We start from the raw sequence: 20,905 nt of genomic DNA on the forward strand, positions 1-20,905 counted from the left end.
TGTGAAATGAATCGCGAACTGTTGATGTTGGTTGATGCCATCTCGCGTGAAAAAAACGTTGAACGCGACGTCGTCTTCGGTGCCGTCGAGCTTGCGCTCGCCTCTGCCACCAAGAAGGAGTACGAGGGTGAGGTGGACATCCGTGTCGCCATTGACCGCGACAGCGGCAATTACGAAACCTTCCGTCGCTGGCTGGTGGTGCCCGACGAAGCCGGTCTGCAAAACCCGGAAGCCGAAGAGCTGGTCAGCGACGCGCGCGATGAAATCACCGACATCGAAGAGGGCGATTACATCGAAAAGCCGGTGGAAAGCCTGCCGATAGGCCGTATTGGCGCGCAAGCGGCCAAGCAGGTCATCCTGCAGAAAATCCGTGACGCCGAGCGCGAGATGCTGCTCAACGACTTCATGTCGCGCGGCGACAAGATTTTTGTCGGCACCGTCAAGCGCATGGACAAGGGCGACCTGATTGTCGAATCCGGTCGCGTCGAAGGCCGCCTGCGCCGCGGCGACATGATTCCCAAGGAAAACCTGCGCTCGGGCGACCGTGTCCGCGCCATGATCATGGAAGTGGACACGACGCTGCGCGGCGCGCCCATCATCCTCTCGCGCACCGCGCCCGAGTACATGATCGAGCTGTTCCGCCAGGAAGTGCCCGAAATCGAGCAGGGCCTGCTGGAGATCAAGTCCTGCGCCCGCGACCCCGGTTCGCGCGCCAAGATCGCCGTGCTGTCGCATGACAAGCGCGTGGACCCGATAGGCACCTGCGTCGGTGTTCGTGGCACCCGTGTCAATGGCGTGACCAACGAGCTTGCCGGCGAGCGCGTGGACATTGTGCTGTGGAGCGAAGATCCGGCCCAGTTCGTGATTGGCGCGCTGGCCCCTGCCAACGTCTCGTCCATCGTGGTGGACGAAGAGCGTCATGCCATGGACGTGGTGGTGGATGAGGAAAACCTCGCCATTGCCATTGGCCGCGGCGGCCAGAACGTGCGCCTCGCTTCCGAGCTGACCGGTTGGAAGATCAACATCATGGACGCCAACGAGTCGGCCCAGAAGCAGGCGGTCGAAACCGACAGCAGCCGCAAGCTCTTCATGGAAAAACTCGACGTGGACGAGGAGATTGCCGACATCCTGATCTCCGAAGGCTTTACCAGCCTGGAAGAAGTGGCCTATGTGCCGCTGCAGGAAATGCTGGAGATTGAGTCGTTTGATGAAGACACCGTCAATGAGCTGCGTACGCGCGCCAAAGACGCACTTTTGACGATGGAAATCGCCAAGGAAGAAAATGCCGAAGGTGTTTCGCAGAATCTGCGCGACGTTGAAGGCCTCACGCCCGAGCTGGCTGCCAAACTCATCGAGGCGGGTATCAACACCCGTGACGATCTGGCTGACCTGGCTGTGGATGAACTTACCGATATCACCGGCCAGTCTGCGGACGAAGCCAAGGCCCTGATCATGACTGCGCGCGCCCATTGGTTTACCGATGGCGCAGGCGACACCGCTGCACCTGCAACGGCCCAAGAGCAATGATCATGGAGGCCAGCCAGGAAAACCAAATATGTCCAGTACCACTACCGTCGCTGAATTCGCAGCTGAATTGAATAAATCTCCCGCCATCCTGATCGAGCAATTGACCAGCGCAGGGGTTGCCAAGGCACAGGCCGGTGATCCCCTGTCTGAAGCGGACAAGCAGAAGCTGCTCAGCTATCTGCAGGCCAGCCATGGCACCGTCTCGGCCGAGCGCAAGAAAATCACGCTGGTGAAGAAATCCACCACCGAGATCAAGCAGGCCGATGCCACCGGCCGGGCCCGCACCATCCAGGTGGAAGTGCGTAAGAAACGCACCTTCGTCAAGCGCGAAGATGGCTCGGATCTGCCGGCCGAAGAAGTTCAGCCCGAGGTGCACGTTGCCCCGCCAGCGCCGGTGGTGGATGACGCCGAACTGGTTCGCCGCGAAGAGGAAGCCAGCCGCCATGCGGAACTGCTGCGCCGCCAGGAAGAAGAGTTGACGGAAAAACGCCGCTTGCGCGAAGAGCAGGAAGCCAAGGAGGCCGCGCGCGAGCAGGAGCGCCAGGCCGCAGCGCAACTGGCTGAGGCCCAGGCAGCCGCCGAGGCCGCTGCCGCGGCTGAAGCCGCCAAAAAGGTCAAGCCGACCATTGGCAAAATCATCAAGGAAGTCGCTGCACCGCCGGTAACGGCCGAAGCCTCCAAAGCCGCCGAGACGGCGGCTGCGAAGCAGGCTAGCCAGGTCGCCGAAGCGGCCGCGGCACAAGCGGCTGTCAAGGCCAAAGCCACCGCCGAATTCCAGGCGGACGCCGCTCGTGCCCAGGATCTGCAGGAACGCCGCCGCAAGGCCGAAGCCGAAGCCGCCGCCATCCGGGCCATGCTGTCCGCACCCAAGCGCGTGCTGGTGCCGCACGTGGACCCCAAGGCTGCCATCAAGGGCACGCTGCACAAGCCAGCCGTGGCCCCTGGCGCGGCGGCCAAGCCGGCAGCGCCAGGCGCCCCGGCAGCGCCCGGCGCCGCCGGCAAGAAGGAAGTCAAGTCGGAGAACCTGTCTTCGACCTGGAAGGACGACGCGGCCAAGAAAAAAGGCATCCCGAGCCGGGGTGCAGCCGCTATTCCTGGACGCGGCAATTTCCGTGGCGGCCCACGCGGCCGTCGCAGCAATGACCGCGACGCACGCCCGGAATCCACCTTCGTGGCGCCCACCGAATTCAAGGTCATTGAAGTCCATGTGCCTGAAACCATCACCGTGGGTGAACTCGCTCACAAGATGAGCATCAAGTCGTCCGAGGTGATCAAGCACCTGATGAAGCTGGGCCAGATGGCGACCATCAACCAGCCGCTGGACCAGGACACCGCCATGATCGTGGTCGAAGAAATGGGCCACAAGGCGGTGACCGCCGCGCTGGACGATCCGGAAGCCTTCACCGATGACGACGTGCAGGGCCAGCAGGCTGAATCGCTGCCGCGCGCTCCCGTGGTGACCGTCATGGGCCACGTGGACCATGGCAAGACCTCGCTGCTCGACTACATCCGCCGCGCCAAAGTGGCCGCTGGCGAAGCCGGCGGCATCACCCAGCACATTGGCGCCTACCACGTGGAAACCCCGCGCGGCGTCATCTCTTTCCTGGATACCCCGGGCCACGAGGCGTTTACCGCCATGCGGGCCCGTGGCGCCCAGGCCACTGACATCGTGATTCTGGTGGTGGCCGCCGATGACGGCGTCATGCCGCAGACCAAGGAAGCCATCAAGCACGCCAAGGCGGCCGGCGTTCCCATCGTGGTGGCGATCAACAAGATCGACAAGCCGGATGCGAACCTGGAGCGCGTCAAGGGCGAGCTGGTGACCGAAGAGGTGGTGCCGGAAGAATTCGGCGGTGACTCGCCGTTCGTGCCGGTGTCTGCCCGTACCGGTGCCGGCATTGACAATCTGCTGGAGCAGGTGCTGCTGCAGGCCGAAGTGCTGGAGCTCAAGGCCCCGGTGGATGCCCTGGCCAAGGGCCTGGTCATCGAGGCTCAGCTCGACAAGGGCCGCGGCCCGGTTGCGACCGTGCTGGTGCAGTCCGGAACGCTGAAGGCCGGCGATGTGGTGCTGGCGGGTTCGACCTATGGCCGCGTGCGTGCCATGCTGGACGAAAACGGCAAACCCATCAAGACCGCGGGACCTTCGATTCCGGTCGAAATCCAGGGCCTGACCGAAGTGCCGCAAGCCGGTGATGACTTCATGGTCATGACGGATGAGCGCCGCGCCCGTGAAATCGCCACCTACCGCGCCGGCAAGTTCCGCAACACCAAGCTGGCCAAGCAGCAGGCGTCCAAGCTGGAGAACATGTTCTCCGACATGACGGCCGGCGAAGTCAAGATGCTGCCCATCATCATCAAGGCCGACGTGCAGGGTTCGCAGGAAGCGCTGGCGCAGTCGCTGCTCAAGCTGTCGACCGACGAGGTCAAGGTTCAGCTGGTGTACTCCGGCGTCGGTGGCATTTCCGAGTCCGATGTGAACCTGGGCATTGCGTCCAAGGCCGTGGTGATTGGTTTCAACACCCGTGCCGATGCGCTGGCGCGCAAGCAGGCCGAGCACAACGGCGTTGACATTCGTTACTACAACATCATTTATGACGCTGTGGACGACCTGAAGGCCGCGATGTCCGGCATGCTCACGCCCGACAAGAAGGAAGAAGTCATCGGTACCGCCGAGATCCGCCAGGTGTTCAAGGTCAGCAAGATCGGCTCGATCGCTGGTTGTATGGTCACCGCCGGTGTGGTCCGCCGCGCCGCCAAGCTGCGCCTGCTGCGCCAGAACGTGGTCGTCTTCACGGGCGAACTCGACTCGCTCAAGCGCTTCAAGGATGATGCGAAGGAAGTCAAGGAAGGCTTCGAGTGCGGCCTGAACATCAAGAACTACAACGATATCGAGGAAGGCGATGTTCTGGAGTTCTTCGAGATCAAGGAAGTGGCTCGCACCTTGTAAAGAACCCAAAGGCTCGCCAACCGCTGCCGGCTGGCGGGCCGCCAGGTTCACTCCAAGACTGCAACTTCAAACCTTTATTCATGCGTAAAAAGTCATCTACCCCCAACCGCGGCTTTCGCGTCGCCGATCAGATCCAGCGGGATCTGACGGAGTTGATCGCGCGCGAGTTGAAAGATCCACGGGTCGGCATGGTGACGATTCAGGCGGTCGAAGTCACTCCTGACTACGCCCATGCCAAGGTGTTCTTCAGTGTGCTCGTTGGCGATCCTAAAGAGTGCGAAGAAGCGCTCAACCAGGCTGCCGGCTTTTTGCGCAACGGCCTGTTCAAGCGCCTGATGATCCACACGGTGCCCACCCTGCATTTCCAGTTTGACCGCACCACTGAACATGCGGCAGACATGAACGCCTTGATTGCCAAGGCGGTTTCCTCTCGCGCGAAAGACGACTGAGTTCGCGCCGTTCCCCTTGACAGGTTCGGGGACAACGGTGCCAACGGAGCGCCCGGGAAGACTCGTGCGCTGAGCCTGTCGAAGCTTTATGACGCAAACATCTTCTCCTCGCCAGAAAATCCAGCGACGTCCCGTGCATGGCGTGCTACTGCTCGACAAGCCGCTGGGCCTGTCGAGCAATCAGGCGCTGCAAAAAGCCAAATGGCTGCTGCGGGCGGACAAGGCCGGGCATACCGGCACGCTGGATCCGCTGGCCACTGGCGTGCTGCCCCTGTGTTTTGGCGCGGCCACCAAGTTCAGCCAGCTGCAGCTGGAGGCTGACAAAACCTACGAGGCGGTTTTGCTGCTGGGCCAAAAAACCAGTACCGCCGATGCCGAGGGCGATGTGATAGCAACCCGGCCCGTGCCGGACATCACACCGGCGTTGCTGGAAGCCGTCACCCGGCGTTTTACCGGCCCGCTGGCGCAAATTCCGCCCATGTATTCGGCGCTAAAAAAAGACGGCAAGGCGCTTTACGAATATGCGCGCAAGGGTGAAGAAGTGGAGCGGGCAGCCCGCCACATCACGATTCACAAGCTGGATATGGCTCTGGTCCATGATTCACGGGCGCAGGCAGCTATCAAAATCATAGTGAGCTGCAGCAAGGGCACTTACATCCGTACGCTCGGTGAAGACATCGGCGAGGCCATAGGCTGCGGTGCGCACCTGGGCTCGCTCAGGCGGCTGGAAACCGGCGGTTTTGAGGCCGGGCAGTGCGTGAGTCTGGCCGCGCTGGAGGCCATGAGCGAGCCCGAGCGCGAAGCCTGTTTGTTGCCGGCGCAGTCGCTGCTGGCGGCCTACCCGACTGTCACACTCGACGCCGACAATGCAGGACGGTTTTTGAGCGGCCTGCGCCGCCGCGGCGAGCCCGGCCAGTGGGGTGACGACGCCCCGCTGGTGCAGGTGTATGGCAGCCACCCGCCGGCGTTTTTGGGCTCTGCCCATGTCACGGCCGATGAGCTGATACCCCAGCGCTTGCTGAGCCCGATTGAAGTACAGGACATCCTGCAAGCCACGCAACGTCGCCTTGAAAGTTTCGCATTAGAGCCCCCCGACCTGACGGCACCGTCCCTACACCTCTGATCCTTCTCATTTTTACCCGTTTCAAGTCTCCAGAAAGCCAACCATGAGTCATAAACAAATCCGCAACATCGCCATCATCGCCCACGTCGACCATGGCAAGACCACCATGGTCGACCAATTGCTGCGCCAGTCCGGCACCTTTGCCGAGCACGAAAAAGTGGTCGATACCGTGATGGACAACAACGCCATCGAAAAAGAGCGTGGCATCACGATTCTGGCCAAGAACTGCGCCGTGACCTGGGAAGGCACGCACATCAACATCGTGGACACCCCCGGCCACGCCGACTTCGGCGGCGAAGTGGAGCGTGCGCTATCGATGGTCGACGGCGTGGTGCTGCTGATCGATGCGCAGGAAGGCCCCATGCCGCAGACCCGCTTTGTGACCAAGAAGGCGCTGGCCCTGGGCTTGAAGCCCATCCTGGTGGTGAACAAGGTCGACAAGCCGGGCGCCAACCCCGACAAGGTGGTCAATGCCGCCTTCGACCTGTTCGACAAACTGGGCGCCACGGATGAACAGCTGGATTTCCCCGTGGTGTACGCCTCGGGCATCAACGGCTGGTCCTCGCTGGAAGAGGGCGCTCCGGGTGAGCAGTGGGGTCCCGACATGTCGGCCCTGTTCAACACCGTGCTCAAGCATGTGCCCCACCAGGAGGGCGATCCTGCAGCGCCGCTGCAGCTGCAAATTTCCGCGCTCGACTTTTCGACCTTTGTCGGCCGGATTGGCGTAGGCCGCATCAGCCAGGGCACGATCAAGCCCATGATGGATGTCGTGGTGATGGAGGGTCCGGACGGCAAGGCGATCAAGGGCCGGATCAACCAGGTGCTGACTTTCCAGGGCCTGGAACGCGTGCAGGCCACGGAAGCCGGTCCCGGCGAAATCGTGCTGATCAACGGCATTGCGGACATCGGCATTGGCGTGACCATCACCGACCCCGTCAATCCGGCACCGCTGCCCATGCTCAAGGTCGACGAACCGACCCTGACCATGAACTTCTGCGTCAACACCAGCCCGCTGGCCGGCCGTGAGGGCAAGTTTGTCACCAGCCGCCAGATCTGGGACCGCCTGCAAAAAGAACTGCAACACAACGTGGCCCTGCGCGTCAAGGAAACCGACGAAGAGGGTATCTTCGAAGTCATGGGGCGCGGCGAACTGCACCTGACCATCCTGCTGGAAAACATGCGCCGCGAAGGCTACGAACTGGCCGTGTCCAAGCCGCGCGTGGTGTTCCGCGACATCGACGGCGTGCGCCACGAACCCATCGAACTGGTGACCGCCGACATCGAGGAAAACCACCAGGGCGGCGTGATGCAAGCCCTGGGCGAGCGCAAGGGCGAACTGGTCAACATGGAGCCGGATGGCCGTGGCCGCGTGCGCCTCGAGTACCGCATCCCGGCGCGTGGCCTGATCGGCTTCACCAACGAATTCCTGAACCTGACGCGTGGCTCTGGTCTGATCTCCAACATCTTCGACAGCTACGAGCCGCACAAGGGCGACATCGGCGGCCGCAAGAACGGCGTACTGATTTCCATGGACGATGGTGAAATCTTCACCTACGCGCTGGGCAAGCTGGACGACCGCGGCCGCATGTTCGTCAGGGCCAACGATCCGGTGTACGAGGGCATGATCGTCGGCATTCACAGCCGCGACAACGACCTGGTGGTCAACGCCACGCGCACCAAGCAGCTGACCAACTTCCGCGTCTCCGGCAAGGAAGACGCAATCAAGATCACGCCGCCCATCGAGTTGACGCTGGAATATGGCGTCGAGTTCATCGAGGACGACGAGCTGGTTGAAATCACGCCCAAGTCCGTCCGCCTGCGCAAGCGCTATCTGAAGGAAAGCGAGCGCAAGCGCGCTGGCCGTTAATCCTGAAACGCTACGGCCGTTAAGTTGACCAGGCTGAAAAGCTTGCCGAAGGGCCACTGCCATGCGGTGGCCCTTTTGTCGTTCCAAGGTGTCTGCAAAGCCCAGGTGCTCACATGAAAATCACGCATTCCCGGGCTGTCGCCCTGATGGTTCTGGTGACCCTGATGTGGTCGATTGCCGGCGTGGTGACGCGGCATCTGGAGTCGGCGCAGCGCTTTGAAGTGACCTTCTGGCGCAGCTTCTTCACGGTGGTCTCGCTGCTGGTGATCCTGCCTTTTTTCCAGGGCAGGGCGGTGTTTGCCAACATTCGCAAGGGCGGCAAGGCCTTGTGGCTGTCGGGCATCTGCTGGAGCGTGATGTTCACAGCCTTCATGGTCGCGCTGACGCTCACCACGGTGGCCAATGTGCTGGTGACCATGGCGGCCGGCCCGTTCATCACGGCCTTGCTGGCCCGTGTCTTCATCGGTCACCGCATTCCGACCCGCACCTGGTGGGCGATTGCGGCGGCCAGCATCGGGATTGCGTGGATGTATGGCGGGCAGATGGACTTCTCCAGCCACCTGGGCGGCACGCTGGTCGCGATGCTGGTGCCTTTGGCCGGTGCCAGCAACTGGACGGTGGTGCAGCACAGCCGCACGCAAGGCCAGAAGATCGACCTGGTCCCGGCGGTGCTGGTCGGGGCGGGCATTTCCACCTTGATCACCTTGCCGCTGTCCTTTCCGTTTTCGGCCACGCCTCACGATATTGGGCTGCTGGCCCTGCTGGGCCTGGTCCAGCTGGCCATTCCTTGCGTGCTGTCGGTGCTGTGCGCCGGGATTCTCAAGGCTCCGGAAGTGGCCTTGCTGGCCTTGCTGGAAGTGATTTTTGGCATCCTGCTGGCCTGGTTGGGCGCCAACGAGGTACCGGGCGCCAGCGTGTTGACCGGTGGCGCGCTGGTCATCAGCGCGCTGGTTGTGAATGAATTGATTGGATGGAGACAAAGAGCATGAGTACGGAGACCCTCGCCCCAGCAGCGAAAAATAGCGACGTGATCGTGGAGCGCCGGGGAGGCGTTGGCCTGATTACCCTGAACCGTCCCAAGGCGCTGAATGCCTTGTCCCTGCCCATGGTGCGGGCGCTGCTCAGCACCTTGCGGGCCTGGCGCGATGATCCAGCGGTATTGGCCGTGGCGATTCGTGGCACCAACAAGATCGGCCGACCGGGCACGCCCGAAAGTCTTTTTGGCGGTTTTTGCGCCGGTGGCGACATCCGCTTTTTTCACCAGGCGGCACTGGCCGGGGATAGCGCACTGGATGATTTTTTCACCGAGGAATACACCCTCAATCACCTGATTCAGACCTATCCCAAGCCCTACATCGCTTTCATGGACGGCATTGTGATGGGCGGTGGCATGGGTCTTTGCCAGGGCTTTGCCCTGGACGCCCCATTGGGGAGTGATGAAGGTGCAGGCCGGGCAAGCCCGTCTGCACGTGGCCCGGGGGCCAAAGTGCGTATCGTGACCGAGCACACCAAGATGGCCATGCCCGAAACGAATATCGGACTGTTTCCCGACGTGGGGGGCGGCTATTTCCTGAGCCGCTGCCCGGGCCACGTCGGCGAGTACCTGGCCTTGACCGGTGATGTCATTGGCGCCGATGAGGCGCTGGGCTACGGCCTGGCCGACGTCAAGCTGGCGGCCGCCCGGCTGCCGGCGCTCTGGGAGGCCCTGGCAAGCCAGCCATTTGAATCCAGCGCACAGGTCGATCAGTGGGTTGCTACTGAATTGATAGCTGGAAGCGCTTATCCAATTAGCGCTACAGGCCAGATTGATCGTTATTTCTCATTGCTGCGGGTGAAGCACATCGTCGATGCGCTGGAGGCCTCGCCCGATCCCTGGGCCGCCAAGACGGCGGCCACCTTGCGCAAGCGCTCGCCGCTGATGCTGCATGTGACGCTGGAGCAGATCCGCCGCGCCCGCGGCATGACACTGGCCGCTGACCTGCGCATGGAACGCGACATGGTGCACCACTGCTTCCACCTGCGTCCGGGTGCAGAGAGCGAGACGGTGGAAGGCATACGCGCGCTGGCCATCGACAAGGATTACAAGCCCCGCTGGAGCCCGGCGCGAATTGAAGATGTCAAGCCGGGCATGGCCGATGCATTTTTTGCCAGCCCCTGGACGGCCGAGGCCCATCCGCTGCGCGACCTTTAGGCGGTGCCTAGGGCTGCAACTGCTGGTAGACCGCCTGTGCGAGTTGCATCAGGCCTTCACGCGGCAGCCTGCCGGCCAGCGCATAACCAAAACCCTGATCCACCCAGTAAAAGTCGTGGATAGGGCCGTCCGTTGAAAAACTGAAGACCGTCTCGCGCTTGGCCGCCGCGCTGCTGTCGCCATTGAGGGCGCCCAGATACAGCGTGACGCGCTCGCCACTCTCGTTCTGGAACATGAACTGCGCCCGTGCGCCGGTCTCGCCGGGCAGCAAACGCCCGCCGACCAGCTCGTAGCCCTGCGCCGACAAATTGGGCACCTTCAGGGGCCTGCCCAGGCGTTTGGACAGCCATTGCACCAGGTGTTCCTGCTGCGCGGCCGTGACCTCGACCGGATGGCGCACCTCAGGCGCATACACCACATGCGCCACGGCCGCCTGGCGCGCAAATTCCTGACCCGTGCCGCGCGCCTTGGCCAGGACCTGGCTTGTCTGCGGCCGCAATGAGGTCCATTGCCCGTGCGACAGCCAGCCCACACCAAAAGCCAGCGCAACGCTGGCGGCCATGCCGCCCCAGCGCCACCACTGGTCAAATTGCTGCTGCGAGCTGGTCAAGCGTTGCGCCGCCGCCAGCAAAGCCGGGGGCAGCGGCTCGCCCAGCAGCGGCCTGTGCAGCTCGCGCAGGGCTTCGCGCTGCGCCTGCCAGGCCTTGAGCGTGGCCATGGCCACCGCATCATTGAGCAGCCGCGTTTCGAGCGCGGCGCGTTCATGCGGCAACAGCCGCCTGTCGAGCAGGGCGTGCAGCTCGCTTTCGGACACGGAGTCAGGGGGGCGATTCGGATCCATGGGGCTATCCAGAGCAATCATTTGAGCCGATGCAGCACTTGCTTGCTGTTCATGCCTGGCGCAGCCGCCGCTCTTTCGGGGCTGCTTTCCATCAGTTCGCGCAGGCGGCTACGCGCCCGTGACAGGCGCGACATCACCGTGCCCACCGGCACACCGGTGACTTTGGCCACTTCTTCATACGACATGTCTTCCAGGCTGACCAGCAGCAGCACGGCGCGCTGGTCTTGCGGCAAACGCATCAGGCAGCGGTGCAAGTCGAGGGCCATGTCCAGGCCAGGGTCGGCGGCAATGAGTTCATCGTTCACCGTTTCCATATCGACCATTCTTCCTGTGCTGGACTGCCGGGCCGAGTGCCGCACCTGATTGATAAACTGGTTATGCATCAGGGTGAACAGCCAGGCCCGAAGATTGGAGCCTGCGATCCACAAGCACCATTTGCTGCAGGCTCGCTCCAGCGTGTCCTGCACCAGGTCATCGGCTGCCCAGGCATCACTGGTGAGCACGCGGGCGTAGCGCCGCAGTCCGGGAATCTGGGCAATGAGCTCAGAACGGTCCATGGGCTGCAGCCGGGTTCGCCAGGGTCACGCCGCCGGCGGACTCAGGGCTTGACGATGTGCCAGACCCCCTGCACACCGTCGCCGGTCTTGTCGCCCGGCTTGGTGTCCTTGATCCAGTAGTACAGCGGTTTGCCCTTCATGGCCCACTGTTTCTTGCCGTCGTCGCGGGTGATGACCATGTAGTCGCCCGAGGCCTTGTCGCTGTCGCTGGCCATCAGGGGCGGCCAGTTGGTGGCGCACTGCCCGTTGCAGACCGACTTGCCGCTGCCGGCGGTGTCTTTGTCGAAGATGTAGAGCGTCATCCCGTTCGGGCCCACCAGCATGCCGTCGGCCATTTTGGCTGGGCTCTGGGAATACATGGAGGACATGGAGGACATGGAGGCACAGCCCGCAAGCAGCCCTGCGGACAGGGCGGCAATGGTGAAAAGTTTCATGAGATTCTCCTTGTTCTGGTTGGCGCAGAAGATGTCTGCACCCCATAAACACCGGTGACGCCCGGATTATTCCATCCAGGCGCAAATTATCTTGAACCCGGCACCGGCCGGCTTACCGGTTTCTCGACTTCATGGCGCGCTCCACCTCGCGCTTGCCTTCGCGGTCCTTGATGGTGTCGCGCTTGTCGTGCTCGGCCTTGCCCTTGGCCAGGCCGATCTCGCATTTCACCTTGCCGGCCTTCCAGTGCAGGTTCAGCGGTACCAGCGTGAAGCCTTTTTGCTCGATCTTGCCCATCAGGCGCCGGATTTCGTCCTTGTGCATCAGCAGCTTCTTGGTGCGCACGGAGTCCGGCCGGACATGGGTGGATGCCGTGCCCAGCGGATTGATCTGGCAGCCGATGATGAAAAGTTCGCCGCCGCGGACCACGACATAGCCATCGGTGAGCTGCACCTTGCCCTCGCGCAGGGATTTGACCTCCCAGCCTTCGAGCACCATGCCGGCCTCGAAGCGTTCTTCAATGTGGTAATTGAAAATGGCTTTTTTGTTGTCGGCAATGCGTACCGCGGCCGCTGCGGCCTTGGCGGAAGTTTTTCCGGAGGAGGCCGCGGCTGGTTTTTTGGAGGAGGATGCTTCTTTGGTGGCCATGGCTAAAAATGTGAGGGCGGTGTCGGCTAATACAATTGCGCCCAGCCCATGATTGTATGAAAACCGTTCACAAGTCCGTTCTCATTTGGTACAGCGCAGCCGAAATGTTTGCCCTGGTCACCGACGTCGCCCGCTATCCCGAGTTTTTGCCCTGGTGTGACCAGGCCGCCGTGCTGGATGAGGCCGCAGAGGGCATGACCGCCAAGGTGGGTATTTCCTTTGCGGGTCTTTCGCAAAGCTTCACCACGCGCAATGTCCATGAAAAGGATCGCAAGGTCAGTCTGAAGCTGATTGATGGGCCTTTTTCCAAGCTGGACGGCCACTGGGATTTCCATCCACTGGGCGACAGTGCCCAGCGTGCCTGCAAAGTCGGTCTCACTTTGCGCTATGACTTTGACAACGCAGCGCTGGCGGCGCTGGTCGGCCCGGTGTTCGACAAGATTGCCGGCAGCCTGGTCGATGCGTTTGTCAAACGGGCCTCCCATGTCTATGGCGAAGCCTGAGGGCGGAGTGCTCTTGAAGATATCTCTTGTGTATTCTCCCGCACCGCGGCAGGTGCGCGAATGGGTGCTGGAGGTGGCTGCGGGCACCAGCATCGCGCAGACGCTCGCGCAATGCAGGATTTTTGAGGAGTTCCCGGAACTGCAGATCGGTCGCTTGTCGGTGGGGGTCTGGGGCCGTAAAACGACGCCAGGCCATCTCTTGCACGACAAGGACAGGGTCGAAATTTACCGTGGCCTGCGCGTGGATCCCAAGGTCGCGCGCCGCGAGCGCTTTAACCGCCAGGGGGTGAAAAGAGCCGGGCTGTTTGCCAAACGACGCGACGGTGGGAAAGCCGGCTACTGAGGCCGCAAAATGGCGCTTGGCCGGCTGCGCGGCTCCGCAAAGTCAGCCAGTACCCTATTGGCAGCTGCTGTCCGCAACACCCTGGGTGCGCTTGACTTCTTCCGCACGCTTGGTGTCGTCCATGTATTCCCGTTCACCCTTGGCGTTGGCATTACTGATGCGGATGCCTGATTGCAGCGTTGCCAGGTAGCGTTTGGCGTGATCGCAGGTTTCCGCCTTTGCCACGGCTTGCTTTTCCTCTTCGGCTTTCTTCTTGGCGGCTTCCTCACCTTCGGCCTGTTTTTTCCTGGCTTCAAGTTCTTTGTCTTTGCCCGACAGCTTGGGGGCGCCGGTTTTGCCCGAAGACGCCGCCGTAGCAGGCGGCGCGGCCGTGGTTTCGCTGGCGGGTATCGCTGTCATGCGATAGCTGCCACCGGGGCGCTTCAGAATATCTTTCTCCTGGATCTCGGCGGGTGGCGAACGGTCGCTGAATACTTTACGACCGTCCTTGTCAATCCATTGCCATTGGGCAAACGCGGTGAGGGTAAATGACCCGCAGGCGAGGGCCAGAACAAGGGCTTTTGAAGCAGGTTTGAAATCCATCGCGCCAGTGTAGCGCCGTGCCCTGCAGTTTTCTGCATGGGTGCAGCCCGCGCTGCATTTTTACAACCCCCGGTGGACAGCGGCCTGCGAGGGTTTGTACCAAGGAATCCGCCGGCAAGGGTACAATCGTGTTTTTGGAGCCATCCCTATGCGCCTACTCGGCAAAGCGCTCACCTTCGACGACGTATTGTTGGTGCCAGCGTTCTCCCAGGTCCTGCCCAAGGACACCTCACTTTCCACCCAGTTCTCCCGCAACATCCGCCTGAACCTGCCGCTCGTGTCGGCGGCCATGGACACGGTGACCGAAGCGCGTCTGGCGATTGCCATCGCGCAAGAGGGCGGCATGGGCATCGTGCATAAAAACCTGACACCCCAGCAGCAGGCGGCCGAAGTGGCCAAGGTCAAGCGCTACGAAAGCGGCGTGCTGCGTGACCCGGTTGTGATCACACCCACGCACACCGTGCGGCAGGTCATGGCCCTGAGCGAGCAGCTCGGCATTTCCGGTTTTCCCGTGATCGATGGCGGCAAGGTGGTCGGTATCGTGACCGGGCGCGACATGCGCTTTGAATCGCGCATGGATGTGCCGGTCAGCACCATCATGACGCCGCGCGAGCGCCTGATCACCATGCCTGAGACGGCGAAATTGGCCGATGCCAAGGCGCTCCTGAACAAGCACCGCCTTGAGCGCGTGCTGCTGATCAACGGCGACTTCGAGCTCAAGGGCCTGATCACCGTCAAGGACATCACCAAACAAACCACTTTCCCCAACGCCGCGCGCGACTCGCGTGGCCAGCTGCGCGTGGGCGCGGCAGTGGGCGTGGGCGAGGGCACCGAAGAGCGTGTCGAAGCGCTGGTCAGGGCCGGGGTCGATGCCATCGTGGTGGACACCGCGCACGGGCACAGCAAAGGCGTGATTGACCGCGTGCGCTGGGTCAAGCAGAACTACCCGCATGTTGACGTGATCGGCGGCAATATCGCCACCGGTGCGGCCGCACTGGCGCTGGCCGAAGCCGGTGCCGATGCCGTGAAAGTCGGCATAGGCCCCGGCAGCATTTGCACCACGCGCATTGTGGCGGGCGTGGGCGTGCCGCAGATCATGGCCATCGACAACGTGGCCACCGCCTTGCGCGGCAGCGGCGTTCCGCTGATTGCCGACGGCGGCATCCGCTACAGCGGCGACATCGCCAAGGCCATCGCCGCCGGGGCGGGCACGGTGATGATGGGCGGCATGTTTGCGGGCACTGAGGAAGCGCCCGGCGAAGTCATCCTGTTCCAGGGACGCAGCTACAAGAGCTACCGCGGCATGGGCAGCATCGGCGCCATGCAGCAAGGCAGTGCCGACCGTTACTTCCAGGAGTCGAGCACCGGCAACCCGAATGCCGACAAGCTGGTCCCCGAAGGCATTGAAGGCCGCGTGCCCTACAAGGGTTCCATGGTCACCATCATTTTCCAGATGGCCGGCGGTTTGCGTGCCAGCATGGGCTACTGCGGCTGCGCCACCATTGAAGACATGCAGGGCAAAGCCGAGTTCGTGGAGATCACCTCCGCAGGCATTCGCGAGAGCCATGTCCACGACGTGCAGATCACCAAGGAAGCACCGAACTACCGCGCCGATTGAGCTTTCAGCCGGCCATGGGGCGTCTGGCAGCAGACGCCTTTTCTTTTTTTGCCTTGAAGAAACCGCCCCTCATGCAGCACCAGAAAATCCTCATTCTCGATTTCGGCTCCCAGGTCACCCAACTGATTGCCCGCCGCGTGCGCGATGCCCATGTGTTTTGTGAAGTCCATCCCTGCGATGTCAGCGACGACTGGGTCCGCGAATATGCCAAGGACGGCACGCTCAAGGGCATCATCCTGTCGGGCAGCCATGCCAGCGTTTATGAAGATACGACTGACAAGGCGCCGCAAGCAGTGTTCGAGCTCGGCATCCCGGTGCTCGGCATCTGCTATGGCATGCAGACCATGGCGCACCAGTTGGGCGGCAAGGTCGAGGGCGGCCACAAGCGCGAATTCGGCTCGGCCGATGTCCGCGCCCGCGGCCACACGGCACTGCTCAAGGATATTGCCGACTACACCACGCCCGAAGGCCAGGGCATGCTGGACGTCTGGATGAGCCATGGCGACAAGGTCACCGAGATGCCGCCCGGCTTCAAGCTCATGGCGTCGACCGACTCCTGCCCTATCGCCGGCATGGCCGACGAAGACCGCCGCTTTTACGCGGTGCAGTTCCACCCGGAAGTCACGCACACCAAGCAGGGCAATGCCATCCTCAAGCGTTTTGTGCTCGACATCTGCGGCACGCGCCAGGACTGGGTCATGGGTGACTACATCAGCGAAGCGGTTGAAAAAATCCGCGCCCAGGTCGGTGATGAAGAGGTGATTCTGGGCCTGTCCGGCGGTGTGGATTCGTCGGTGGCGGCCGCATTGATTCACCGCGCCATCGGCGACCAGCTGACCTGCGTTTTCGTTGACCATGGCCTGCTCAGGTTGAACGAAGGCGACATGGTGATGGACATGTTTGTCGGCAAGCTGCACGCCAAGGTCATCCGGGTGGACGCCAGCGACCAGTTCCTGGGGCAACTGGCTGGCGTGAGCGAGCCCGAAGCCAAGCGCAAGATCATTGGCCGGGAGTTCGTCGAAGTCTTCAAGGCCGAAGCCGCCAAATTGAAGGCCGCAAACGCCTCGTCCAAGGGGGCCAAGTGGCTGGCTCAGGGTACGATTTACCCTGATGTGATCGAATCGGGCGGTGCCAAAAGCAAGAAGGCCGTCACCATCAAGAGCCACCACAACGTCGGCGGCCTGCCTGAACAACTGGGGCTGAAACTCCTTGAACCTTTGCGCGAACTCTTCAAGGACGAAGTCCGCGAACTGGGTGTGGCCCTCGGTTTGCCGCACGACATGGTGTACCGCCATCCATTCCCCGGCCCCGGCCTGGGCGTGCGGATTCTGGGCGAAATCAAAAAAGAATACGCCGATCTGCTGCGCCGCGCCGATGCGATCTTCATCGAGGAGTTGCGCAATTTCAGGGATGAAGCCAGCGGCAAGACCTGGTACGACCTGACCAGCCAGGCCTTCACGGTGTTTCTGCCCGTGAAAAGCGTGGGTGTGATGGGCGACGGCCGTACCTACGACTATGTCGTGGCCCTGCGCGCGGTGCAGACCAGCGACTTCATGACGGCGGACTGGGCCGAGCTGCCCTATGCGCTGCTCAAGAAGGTGTCGGGCCGCATCATCAATGAAGTGCGCGGCATCAACCGCGTAACCTACGACGTGAGCAGCAAGCCGCCGGCGACGATTGAGTGGGAGTGACATTGGCGTGCGGGATCGCGCGTCATCCGGCCCGCTGCGCCTGAATCTCTGCTGCCAGCGCCGCCACTGACAGCGGCGCACAACCTTCCGCCTTGTTGCTCAGCGTCACATAAGCGTGATGACCCGCCCTTGTCGTGGCATTGATGACACGGGCCAGCATAGCCCTGGTTTCCAGGTCCTCGTCCACCAGCCGGTCATAAGGCAGATAGCGGTTGGCAGCATCCTCATAGCCGTAGGCACCATGCATGCGGTGCAAATTCCAGCGACAAACCAGGGGCCCCGGCCACAGGGCACGCAGCAGCGGCAACTGGCCCTCAATCGGTGGCATTTTGGCGTGCAGGCCCAGGCAATAAGTGGCGCCGGCCTCACGCAGCACCGCCGCAAATTCAGGCCTCAGCCATAGCGGGTCGCGCACCTCCACGGCGACCACCGCATCGGGCGCTTCGCTGGCAAGCGGCGGCAGCGCTTGCAGCATGGCAGCCAGCCGCTGCAACAACTCCGGCAGGCGTGCGTGCAGGGCGGCAGGCAGAGGGCTGATCTGGAATACCAGCGCGCCCAGTTTCCTGTTCAAGCCCTGCATGGCCGGCAACACGAAATCCTGCACGGCCAGTTCCGGGCTGAGGAATGCAGGGTTGGCCTGCATGGCGCGGCCGGTCTCGGTGCGCACGGTAGCGTCGGTGACCACAGCCGGCGCCTTGACGACAAATCGAAAATCGTCGCTTACCTGGGCCGCATAGGCGGCGTACTGCGCGGCAGTCAGCGGTCGGTAAAAAGCCCGGTCCAGGCTCACGGTGCGAAACAGGGGGTGCTGGGCATAGGCGGCCAGCCCGTGTTTCGAGAGCTGGTTTTCCGCATAGTCGCCATCCCAGACCAGTCCGTTCCAGCCGGGATAGGTCCACGATGAGGTGCCCAGTCGCGCCAGCTCGGGCAGCGCCTCCGCCAATTCAAGGTGGGCCGGCGCGGGCGTTTGTGGATTTACTTTGAGGCCGCCGGTTTTCGCCCTTGCCGCGGGCTTCTTCAGCGCTGGCGGCACTGGCTTGGCCTGGGAGCGTTCGGGCAGTTCATCGTCGGGAAATAATGCATCTTGCATGGCAGCTGCAAGTCTAATGGTGCTGGCAAAATGTGCGCACCACCAATCCACAGACGACCGCACGATGTACCTCCCACCGCAATTCAAGGCGAAAGACGAGGCGCATGCCTGGGCGCTGATCCGCGCCTACCCTTTTGCATCGCTCATCTCCAATGACGATGCAGGCCTGCCCTTTGTCACGCCGTTGCCGCTGCACCTCGAATATGCCGATGGCCGGGCGGTCTTGCTGGGCCACTGTGCCAAACCGAACCCGCACTGGCGCTACCTTCAAGCAAGGCCTCAAGCCCTTGTGACTTTCATGGGGCCGCACGCCTACATGACCCCCCGGGTCTACCCGGCCTTGGCGCGTGTGCCGACCTGGAACTATCTGACGGTGCACTGCACGGTGACGGCTCGGCTGATCGAGCATTTTGACGGCAAAGACCGCCTGCTCAAGCACCTGATCCACGACCATGATCCGGCCTACGCGGAGCAATGGCGCGCGCTGCCGGAGGACTACCAGCACAAGATGATGAACGGCATTGTGGCGTTCGAATTAGAGGTCGTTGACCTGCAGTGCAAGCTCAAACTCAACCAGCACCGGCCCGAGGCGCATGCGGCGATGAAGGCGGCCTATGCTGCGGGCAATGAGAATGAACGGGCTCTTGCGCAGTGGATGGATAAACTCGATTCCAGAGCGCTCTGATATGCGCGCGATTTTTGGTGTTCTCGGTTTGCTGGTCGCGCTGGGCATTGTGGGGCTGCTGGTCAAAAAACAGCTGGCAGCTACCCGGCAGGCCCTCCCGGCACTGGCCTTGCCCGCGTCTGCCAGCCCGGATGGCGGGGCCACAAAGCCCGCCACCGCAGTCCAGGAACAATCGCAGCAAGTCCAGCAGCAATACAAGCAGGCCCTCGAGGCCGCCATGCAGCAGGCGCGGCCGGTGCAGGATGAAAATAAATGATAAAAAGAGACTGTAGCTGCCGTACTGTCCGCGCAGCCAGCTATAGAAACAGTAGCAAGTATGGCTGATAAAGCCTCAATCCCTTTTATGGAAATGGCGCTCGCGCAGGCCCGTGAAGCTGCGGCCGTGGGCGAGGTTCCGGTCGGGGCCGTGGTGGTTCATCAGGGGCAGGTCATTGCGACCGGCCGCAACGCGCCGATTGACGGACTGGATCCGACCGCCCACGCCGAAATCGTGGCCCTGCGCGCCGCCGCCAGGGCGCTTGGCAATTACCGGCTCGATGATTGCGAGCTGTATGTCACGCTGGAGCCTTGCGCCATGTGCAGCGGCGCCATGCTGCACGCCCGGCTCAAGCGCGTGGTGTTTGGCGCGCTGGACCCGAAAACGGGTGCCGCAGGTTCGGTCATCAACCTGTTTGCACAGGCGCAGCTAAACCACCAGACGGAACTGCAAGGCGGGGTTCTGGCTGAAGAATGCGCGGCGCTGCTGCAGGACTTTTTTCGCCAGCGGCGGGCCGACAAGCGGGAGGATGCGCGCTTGAGCCACCCGCTGCGCGATCACGCCTTGCGCACGCCGGAGGCCGCCTTCAGCCGTTTGCCGGGATACCCATGGCAGCCTCGCTATATCAGCGATTTGCCGGCGCTGGGGGGCTTGCGCATGCATTACCTGGACGAGGGGGGCGAGCAGGAGCACCGCCAGAAACTGACCTACCTCTGCCTGCACGGCAACCCGGCATGGAGCTACCTGTACCGCAAGATGATCCCGGCCCTGCTGCAGGCCGGGCACCGGGTGGTGGCGCCGGATTTGATCGGTTTTGGCAAAAGCGACAAACCCAAGAAGGACAGTTTTCACAGCTTCAGCGCCCACCGCCAGGTGCTGCTGGAACTGGTTGAAAGGCTGGATTTGCAGAATATCGTGCTGGTGGTGCAGGACTGGGGCGGCCTGCTGGGCCTGACTTTGCCCATGGCCGCGCCCCAGCGTTATAAAGGTCTGCTGGTCATGAACACCCTGCTTGGTACCGGTGATCAGCCACTGTCCGCCGGTTTTCTGGCCTGGCGCGAGATGTGCGCCAAACATCCGGAATTCGACGTGGCGCGCCTGTTCGCCCGTGGCAATCCGCAGATGAGTGCTGAAGAATGCGCCGCCTACAACGCGCCATTCCCCGATAAGGGCCACCGCGCCGCGCTGCGCGCCTTTCCCACCCTGGTGCCGGCATCTGAAGACGCGGACGGTGCGGCGATCTCCCGCGAGGCGCGCGACTTCTGGCGTGAGCGCTGGACCGGGCAGACGCTGATGGTCGTTGGCGCGCAAGACCCGGTTCTGGGCCTGCCCGTCATGCGGGACTTGCAGCGCATCATTCGCGCTTGCGGCGAACCCGTGGTGCTCGCGCAGGCCGGCCATTTTGTGCCGGAGCATGGCGAGCAGGTCGCCGGGCATGCGCTGCGCTTTTTCCATCGTTGAGCGTCCGGGCATCGAACACCTGTATGTCTGCTTCCAAGGTCCGTGGCACCTCGAGAGCGAACACTTTCAACACCAGGCCAGCGGCAATGGGATA

General features: G+C 62.5%; 20 protein-coding genes. 14 read left to right on the plus strand and 6 right to left on the minus strand.

The genetic code is table 11. From position 1 onward, the window contains the following. The first annotated feature begins 6 nt into the window (after positions 1–6). The 7 genes from nusA (at position 7) to PJE01S_RS20015 (ending at position 10,104) form a co-directional block, all read left to right on the plus strand. Positions 7–1,527: a transcription termination factor NusA gene (nusA, locus tag PJE01S_RS19985; RefSeq protein ID WP_068835418.1), complete on the plus strand. Its 1,521-nt coding sequence runs from the start codon at positions 7–9 to the stop codon at positions 1,525–1,527. A 28-nt stretch (positions 1,528–1,555) separates the two neighbouring features. Next, positions 1,556–4,474, plus strand: a complete 2,919-nt coding sequence (infB, locus tag PJE01S_RS19990; protein ID WP_068835419.1) for a translation initiation factor IF-2 — start codon at positions 1,556–1,558, stop codon at positions 4,472–4,474. Positions 4,475–4,554: 80 nt separating this feature from the next. Beyond that, complete coding sequence (rbfA, locus tag PJE01S_RS19995) at positions 4,555–4,923, plus strand: 30S ribosome-binding factor RbfA (protein WP_068835420.1); 369 nt, start codon at positions 4,555–4,557, stop codon at positions 4,921–4,923. A gap of 88 nt (positions 4,924–5,011) precedes the next feature. Then, positions 5,012–6,046, plus strand: a complete 1,035-nt coding sequence (gene truB, locus PJE01S_RS20000; RefSeq protein WP_068835421.1) for a tRNA pseudouridine(55) synthase TruB — start codon at positions 5,012–5,014, stop codon at positions 6,044–6,046. Positions 6,047–6,089: 43 nt separating this feature from the next. Then, positions 6,090–7,913, plus strand: a complete 1,824-nt coding sequence (typA, locus tag PJE01S_RS20005; RefSeq protein WP_068835422.1) for a translational GTPase TypA — start codon at positions 6,090–6,092, stop codon at positions 7,911–7,913. Positions 7,914–8,026: 113 nt separating this feature from the next. After that, entirely contained in the window at positions 8,027–8,902 is an 876-nt protein-coding gene (locus PJE01S_RS20010) for a DMT family transporter (protein WP_068835423.1), read from the plus strand. Beyond that, positions 8,899–10,104 (plus strand): enoyl-CoA hydratase/isomerase family protein, encoded by a 1,206-nt coding sequence (locus tag PJE01S_RS20015; protein WP_068835424.1) that lies wholly within the window; start codon positions 8,899–8,901, stop codon positions 10,102–10,104. Before PJE01S_RS20010 ends, PJE01S_RS20015 begins: the two co-directional genes overlap by 4 nt. A gap of 7 nt (positions 10,105–10,111) precedes the next feature. Here the strand turns inward: PJE01S_RS20015 and PJE01S_RS20020 are convergent, their stop codons facing one another. The 4 genes from PJE01S_RS20020 to smpB form a co-directional block, all read right to left on the minus strand. Next, positions 10,112–10,945, minus strand: coding sequence for an anti-sigma factor family protein (locus PJE01S_RS20020; RefSeq protein WP_174548568.1), 834 nt, complete (start codon positions 10,943–10,945; stop codon positions 10,112–10,114). A 17-nt stretch (positions 10,946–10,962) separates the two neighbouring features. Then, positions 10,963–11,502 (minus strand): sigma-70 family RNA polymerase sigma factor, encoded by a 540-nt coding sequence (locus tag PJE01S_RS20025; protein ID WP_068835426.1) that lies wholly within the window; start codon positions 11,500–11,502, stop codon positions 10,963–10,965. 41 nt (positions 11,503–11,543) lie between these two features. Then, positions 11,544–11,936: a COG4315 family predicted lipoprotein gene (locus PJE01S_RS20030; RefSeq protein ID WP_068835427.1), complete on the minus strand. Its 393-nt coding sequence runs from the start codon at positions 11,934–11,936 to the stop codon at positions 11,544–11,546. Between the two features lie 112 nt (positions 11,937–12,048). Further along, positions 12,049–12,582, minus strand: a complete 534-nt coding sequence (gene smpB / locus PJE01S_RS20035) for an SsrA-binding protein SmpB (protein ID WP_084389650.1) — start codon at positions 12,580–12,582, stop codon at positions 12,049–12,051. 56 nt (positions 12,583–12,638) lie between these two features. Here smpB and PJE01S_RS20040 point away from each other — a divergent pair, with 56 nt between their 5' ends. After that, positions 12,639–13,085 (plus strand): type II toxin-antitoxin system RatA family toxin, encoded by a 447-nt coding sequence (locus PJE01S_RS20040; protein ID WP_068835428.1) that lies wholly within the window; start codon positions 12,639–12,641, stop codon positions 13,083–13,085. Between the two features lie 7 nt (positions 13,086–13,092). Beyond that, a complete protein-coding gene (locus PJE01S_RS20045; RefSeq protein ID WP_377372188.1) occupies positions 13,093–13,428 on the plus strand; it encodes an RnfH family protein in 336 nt (111 codons plus the stop codon). 54 nt (positions 13,429–13,482) lie between these two features. On the opposite strand, the gene PJE01S_RS20050 is transcribed toward PJE01S_RS20045, so the two are convergent. Further along, a complete protein-coding gene (locus PJE01S_RS20050) occupies positions 13,483–14,010 on the minus strand; it encodes a DUF4124 domain-containing protein (protein WP_068835430.1) in 528 nt (175 codons plus the stop codon). A gap of 148 nt (positions 14,011–14,158) precedes the next feature. Here PJE01S_RS20050 and guaB point away from each other — a divergent pair, with 148 nt between their 5' ends. Further along, complete coding sequence (guaB, locus tag PJE01S_RS20055; RefSeq protein ID WP_068835431.1) at positions 14,159–15,628, plus strand: IMP dehydrogenase; 1,470 nt, start codon at positions 14,159–14,161, stop codon at positions 15,626–15,628. Positions 15,629–15,699: 71 nt separating this feature from the next. Beyond that, positions 15,700–17,319, plus strand: a complete 1,620-nt coding sequence (guaA, locus tag PJE01S_RS20060) for a glutamine-hydrolyzing GMP synthase (protein ID WP_068835451.1) — start codon at positions 15,700–15,702, stop codon at positions 17,317–17,319. A 22-nt stretch (positions 17,320–17,341) separates the two neighbouring features. On the opposite strand, the gene PJE01S_RS20065 is transcribed toward guaA, so the two are convergent. After that, positions 17,342–18,409: a DUF72 domain-containing protein gene (locus PJE01S_RS20065; protein ID WP_068835432.1), complete on the minus strand. Its 1,068-nt coding sequence runs from the start codon at positions 18,407–18,409 to the stop codon at positions 17,342–17,344. A 64-nt stretch (positions 18,410–18,473) separates the two neighbouring features. Here PJE01S_RS20065 and PJE01S_RS20070 point away from each other — a divergent pair, with 64 nt between their 5' ends. From PJE01S_RS20070 to tadA, 3 genes are all read left to right on the plus strand, one after another. Further along, entirely contained in the window at positions 18,474–19,094 is a 621-nt protein-coding gene (locus PJE01S_RS20070) for an FMN-binding negative transcriptional regulator (protein WP_068835452.1), read from the plus strand. 1 nt (position 19,095) lies between these two features. After that, complete coding sequence (locus tag PJE01S_RS20075) at positions 19,096–19,350, plus strand: hypothetical protein (RefSeq protein ID WP_068835433.1); 255 nt, start codon at positions 19,096–19,098, stop codon at positions 19,348–19,350. Between the two features lie 87 nt (positions 19,351–19,437). After that, a complete protein-coding gene (gene tadA, locus PJE01S_RS20080) occupies positions 19,438–20,811 on the plus strand; it encodes a tRNA adenosine(34) deaminase TadA (RefSeq protein ID WP_245660879.1) in 1,374 nt (457 codons plus the stop codon). The last annotated feature ends 94 nt before the right edge of the window (positions 20,812–20,905 follow it).

Source organism: Polaromonas jejuensis NBRC 106434, assembly GCF_001598235.1.
GTDB lineage: Bacteria > Pseudomonadota > Gammaproteobacteria > Burkholderiales > Burkholderiaceae_C > Polaromonas > Polaromonas jejuensis.

Excerpts from the sequence above, each read along its gene's own strand:
- rbfA (WP_068835420.1), top strand. The coding sequence starts at position 4,555 with ATGCGTAAAAAGTCATCTACCCCCAACCGCGGCTTTCGCGTCGCCGAT.
- PJE01S_RS20020 (WP_174548568.1), bottom strand. The coding sequence starts at position 10,945 with ATGGATCCGAATCGCCCCCCTGACTCCGTGTCCGAAAGCGAGCTGCAC.
- PJE01S_RS20030 (WP_068835427.1), bottom strand. The coding sequence starts at position 11,936 with ATGAAACTTTTCACCATTGCCGCCCTGTCCGCAGGGCTGCTTGCGGGC.
- nusA (WP_068835418.1), top strand. The coding sequence starts at position 7 with ATGAATCGCGAACTGTTGATGTTGGTTGATGCCATCTCGCGTGAAAAA.
- guaB (WP_068835431.1), top strand. The coding sequence starts at position 14,159 with ATGCGCCTACTCGGCAAAGCGCTCACCTTCGACGACGTATTGTTGGTG.
- PJE01S_RS20075 (WP_068835433.1), top strand. The coding sequence starts at position 19,096 with ATGCGCGCGATTTTTGGTGTTCTCGGTTTGCTGGTCGCGCTGGGCATT.
- PJE01S_RS20015 (WP_068835424.1), top strand. The coding sequence starts at position 8,899 with ATGAGTACGGAGACCCTCGCCCCAGCAGCGAAAAATAGCGACGTGATC.
- infB (WP_068835419.1), top strand. The coding sequence starts at position 1,556 with ATGTCCAGTACCACTACCGTCGCTGAATTCGCAGCTGAATTGAATAAA.
- PJE01S_RS20010 (WP_068835423.1), top strand. The coding sequence starts at position 8,027 with ATGAAAATCACGCATTCCCGGGCTGTCGCCCTGATGGTTCTGGTGACC.
- truB (WP_068835421.1), top strand. The coding sequence starts at position 5,012 with ATGACGCAAACATCTTCTCCTCGCCAGAAAATCCAGCGACGTCCCGTG.
- tadA (WP_245660879.1), top strand. The coding sequence starts at position 19,438 with ATGGAAATGGCGCTCGCGCAGGCCCGTGAAGCTGCGGCCGTGGGCGAG.
- typA (WP_068835422.1), top strand. The coding sequence starts at position 6,090 with ATGAGTCATAAACAAATCCGCAACATCGCCATCATCGCCCACGTCGAC.
- PJE01S_RS20065 (WP_068835432.1), bottom strand. The coding sequence starts at position 18,409 with ATGCAAGATGCATTATTTCCCGACGATGAACTGCCCGAACGCTCCCAG.
- PJE01S_RS20040 (WP_068835428.1), top strand. The coding sequence starts at position 12,639 with ATGAAAACCGTTCACAAGTCCGTTCTCATTTGGTACAGCGCAGCCGAA.
- PJE01S_RS20070 (WP_068835452.1), top strand. The coding sequence starts at position 18,474 with ATGTACCTCCCACCGCAATTCAAGGCGAAAGACGAGGCGCATGCCTGG.
- PJE01S_RS20050 (WP_068835430.1), bottom strand. The coding sequence starts at position 14,010 with ATGGATTTCAAACCTGCTTCAAAAGCCCTTGTTCTGGCCCTCGCCTGC.
- smpB (WP_084389650.1), bottom strand. The coding sequence starts at position 12,582 with ATGGCCACCAAAGAAGCATCCTCCTCCAAAAAACCAGCCGCGGCCTCC.
- PJE01S_RS20025 (WP_068835426.1), bottom strand. The coding sequence starts at position 11,502 with ATGGACCGTTCTGAGCTCATTGCCCAGATTCCCGGACTGCGGCGCTAC.
- guaA (WP_068835451.1), top strand. The coding sequence starts at position 15,700 with ATGCAGCACCAGAAAATCCTCATTCTCGATTTCGGCTCCCAGGTCACC.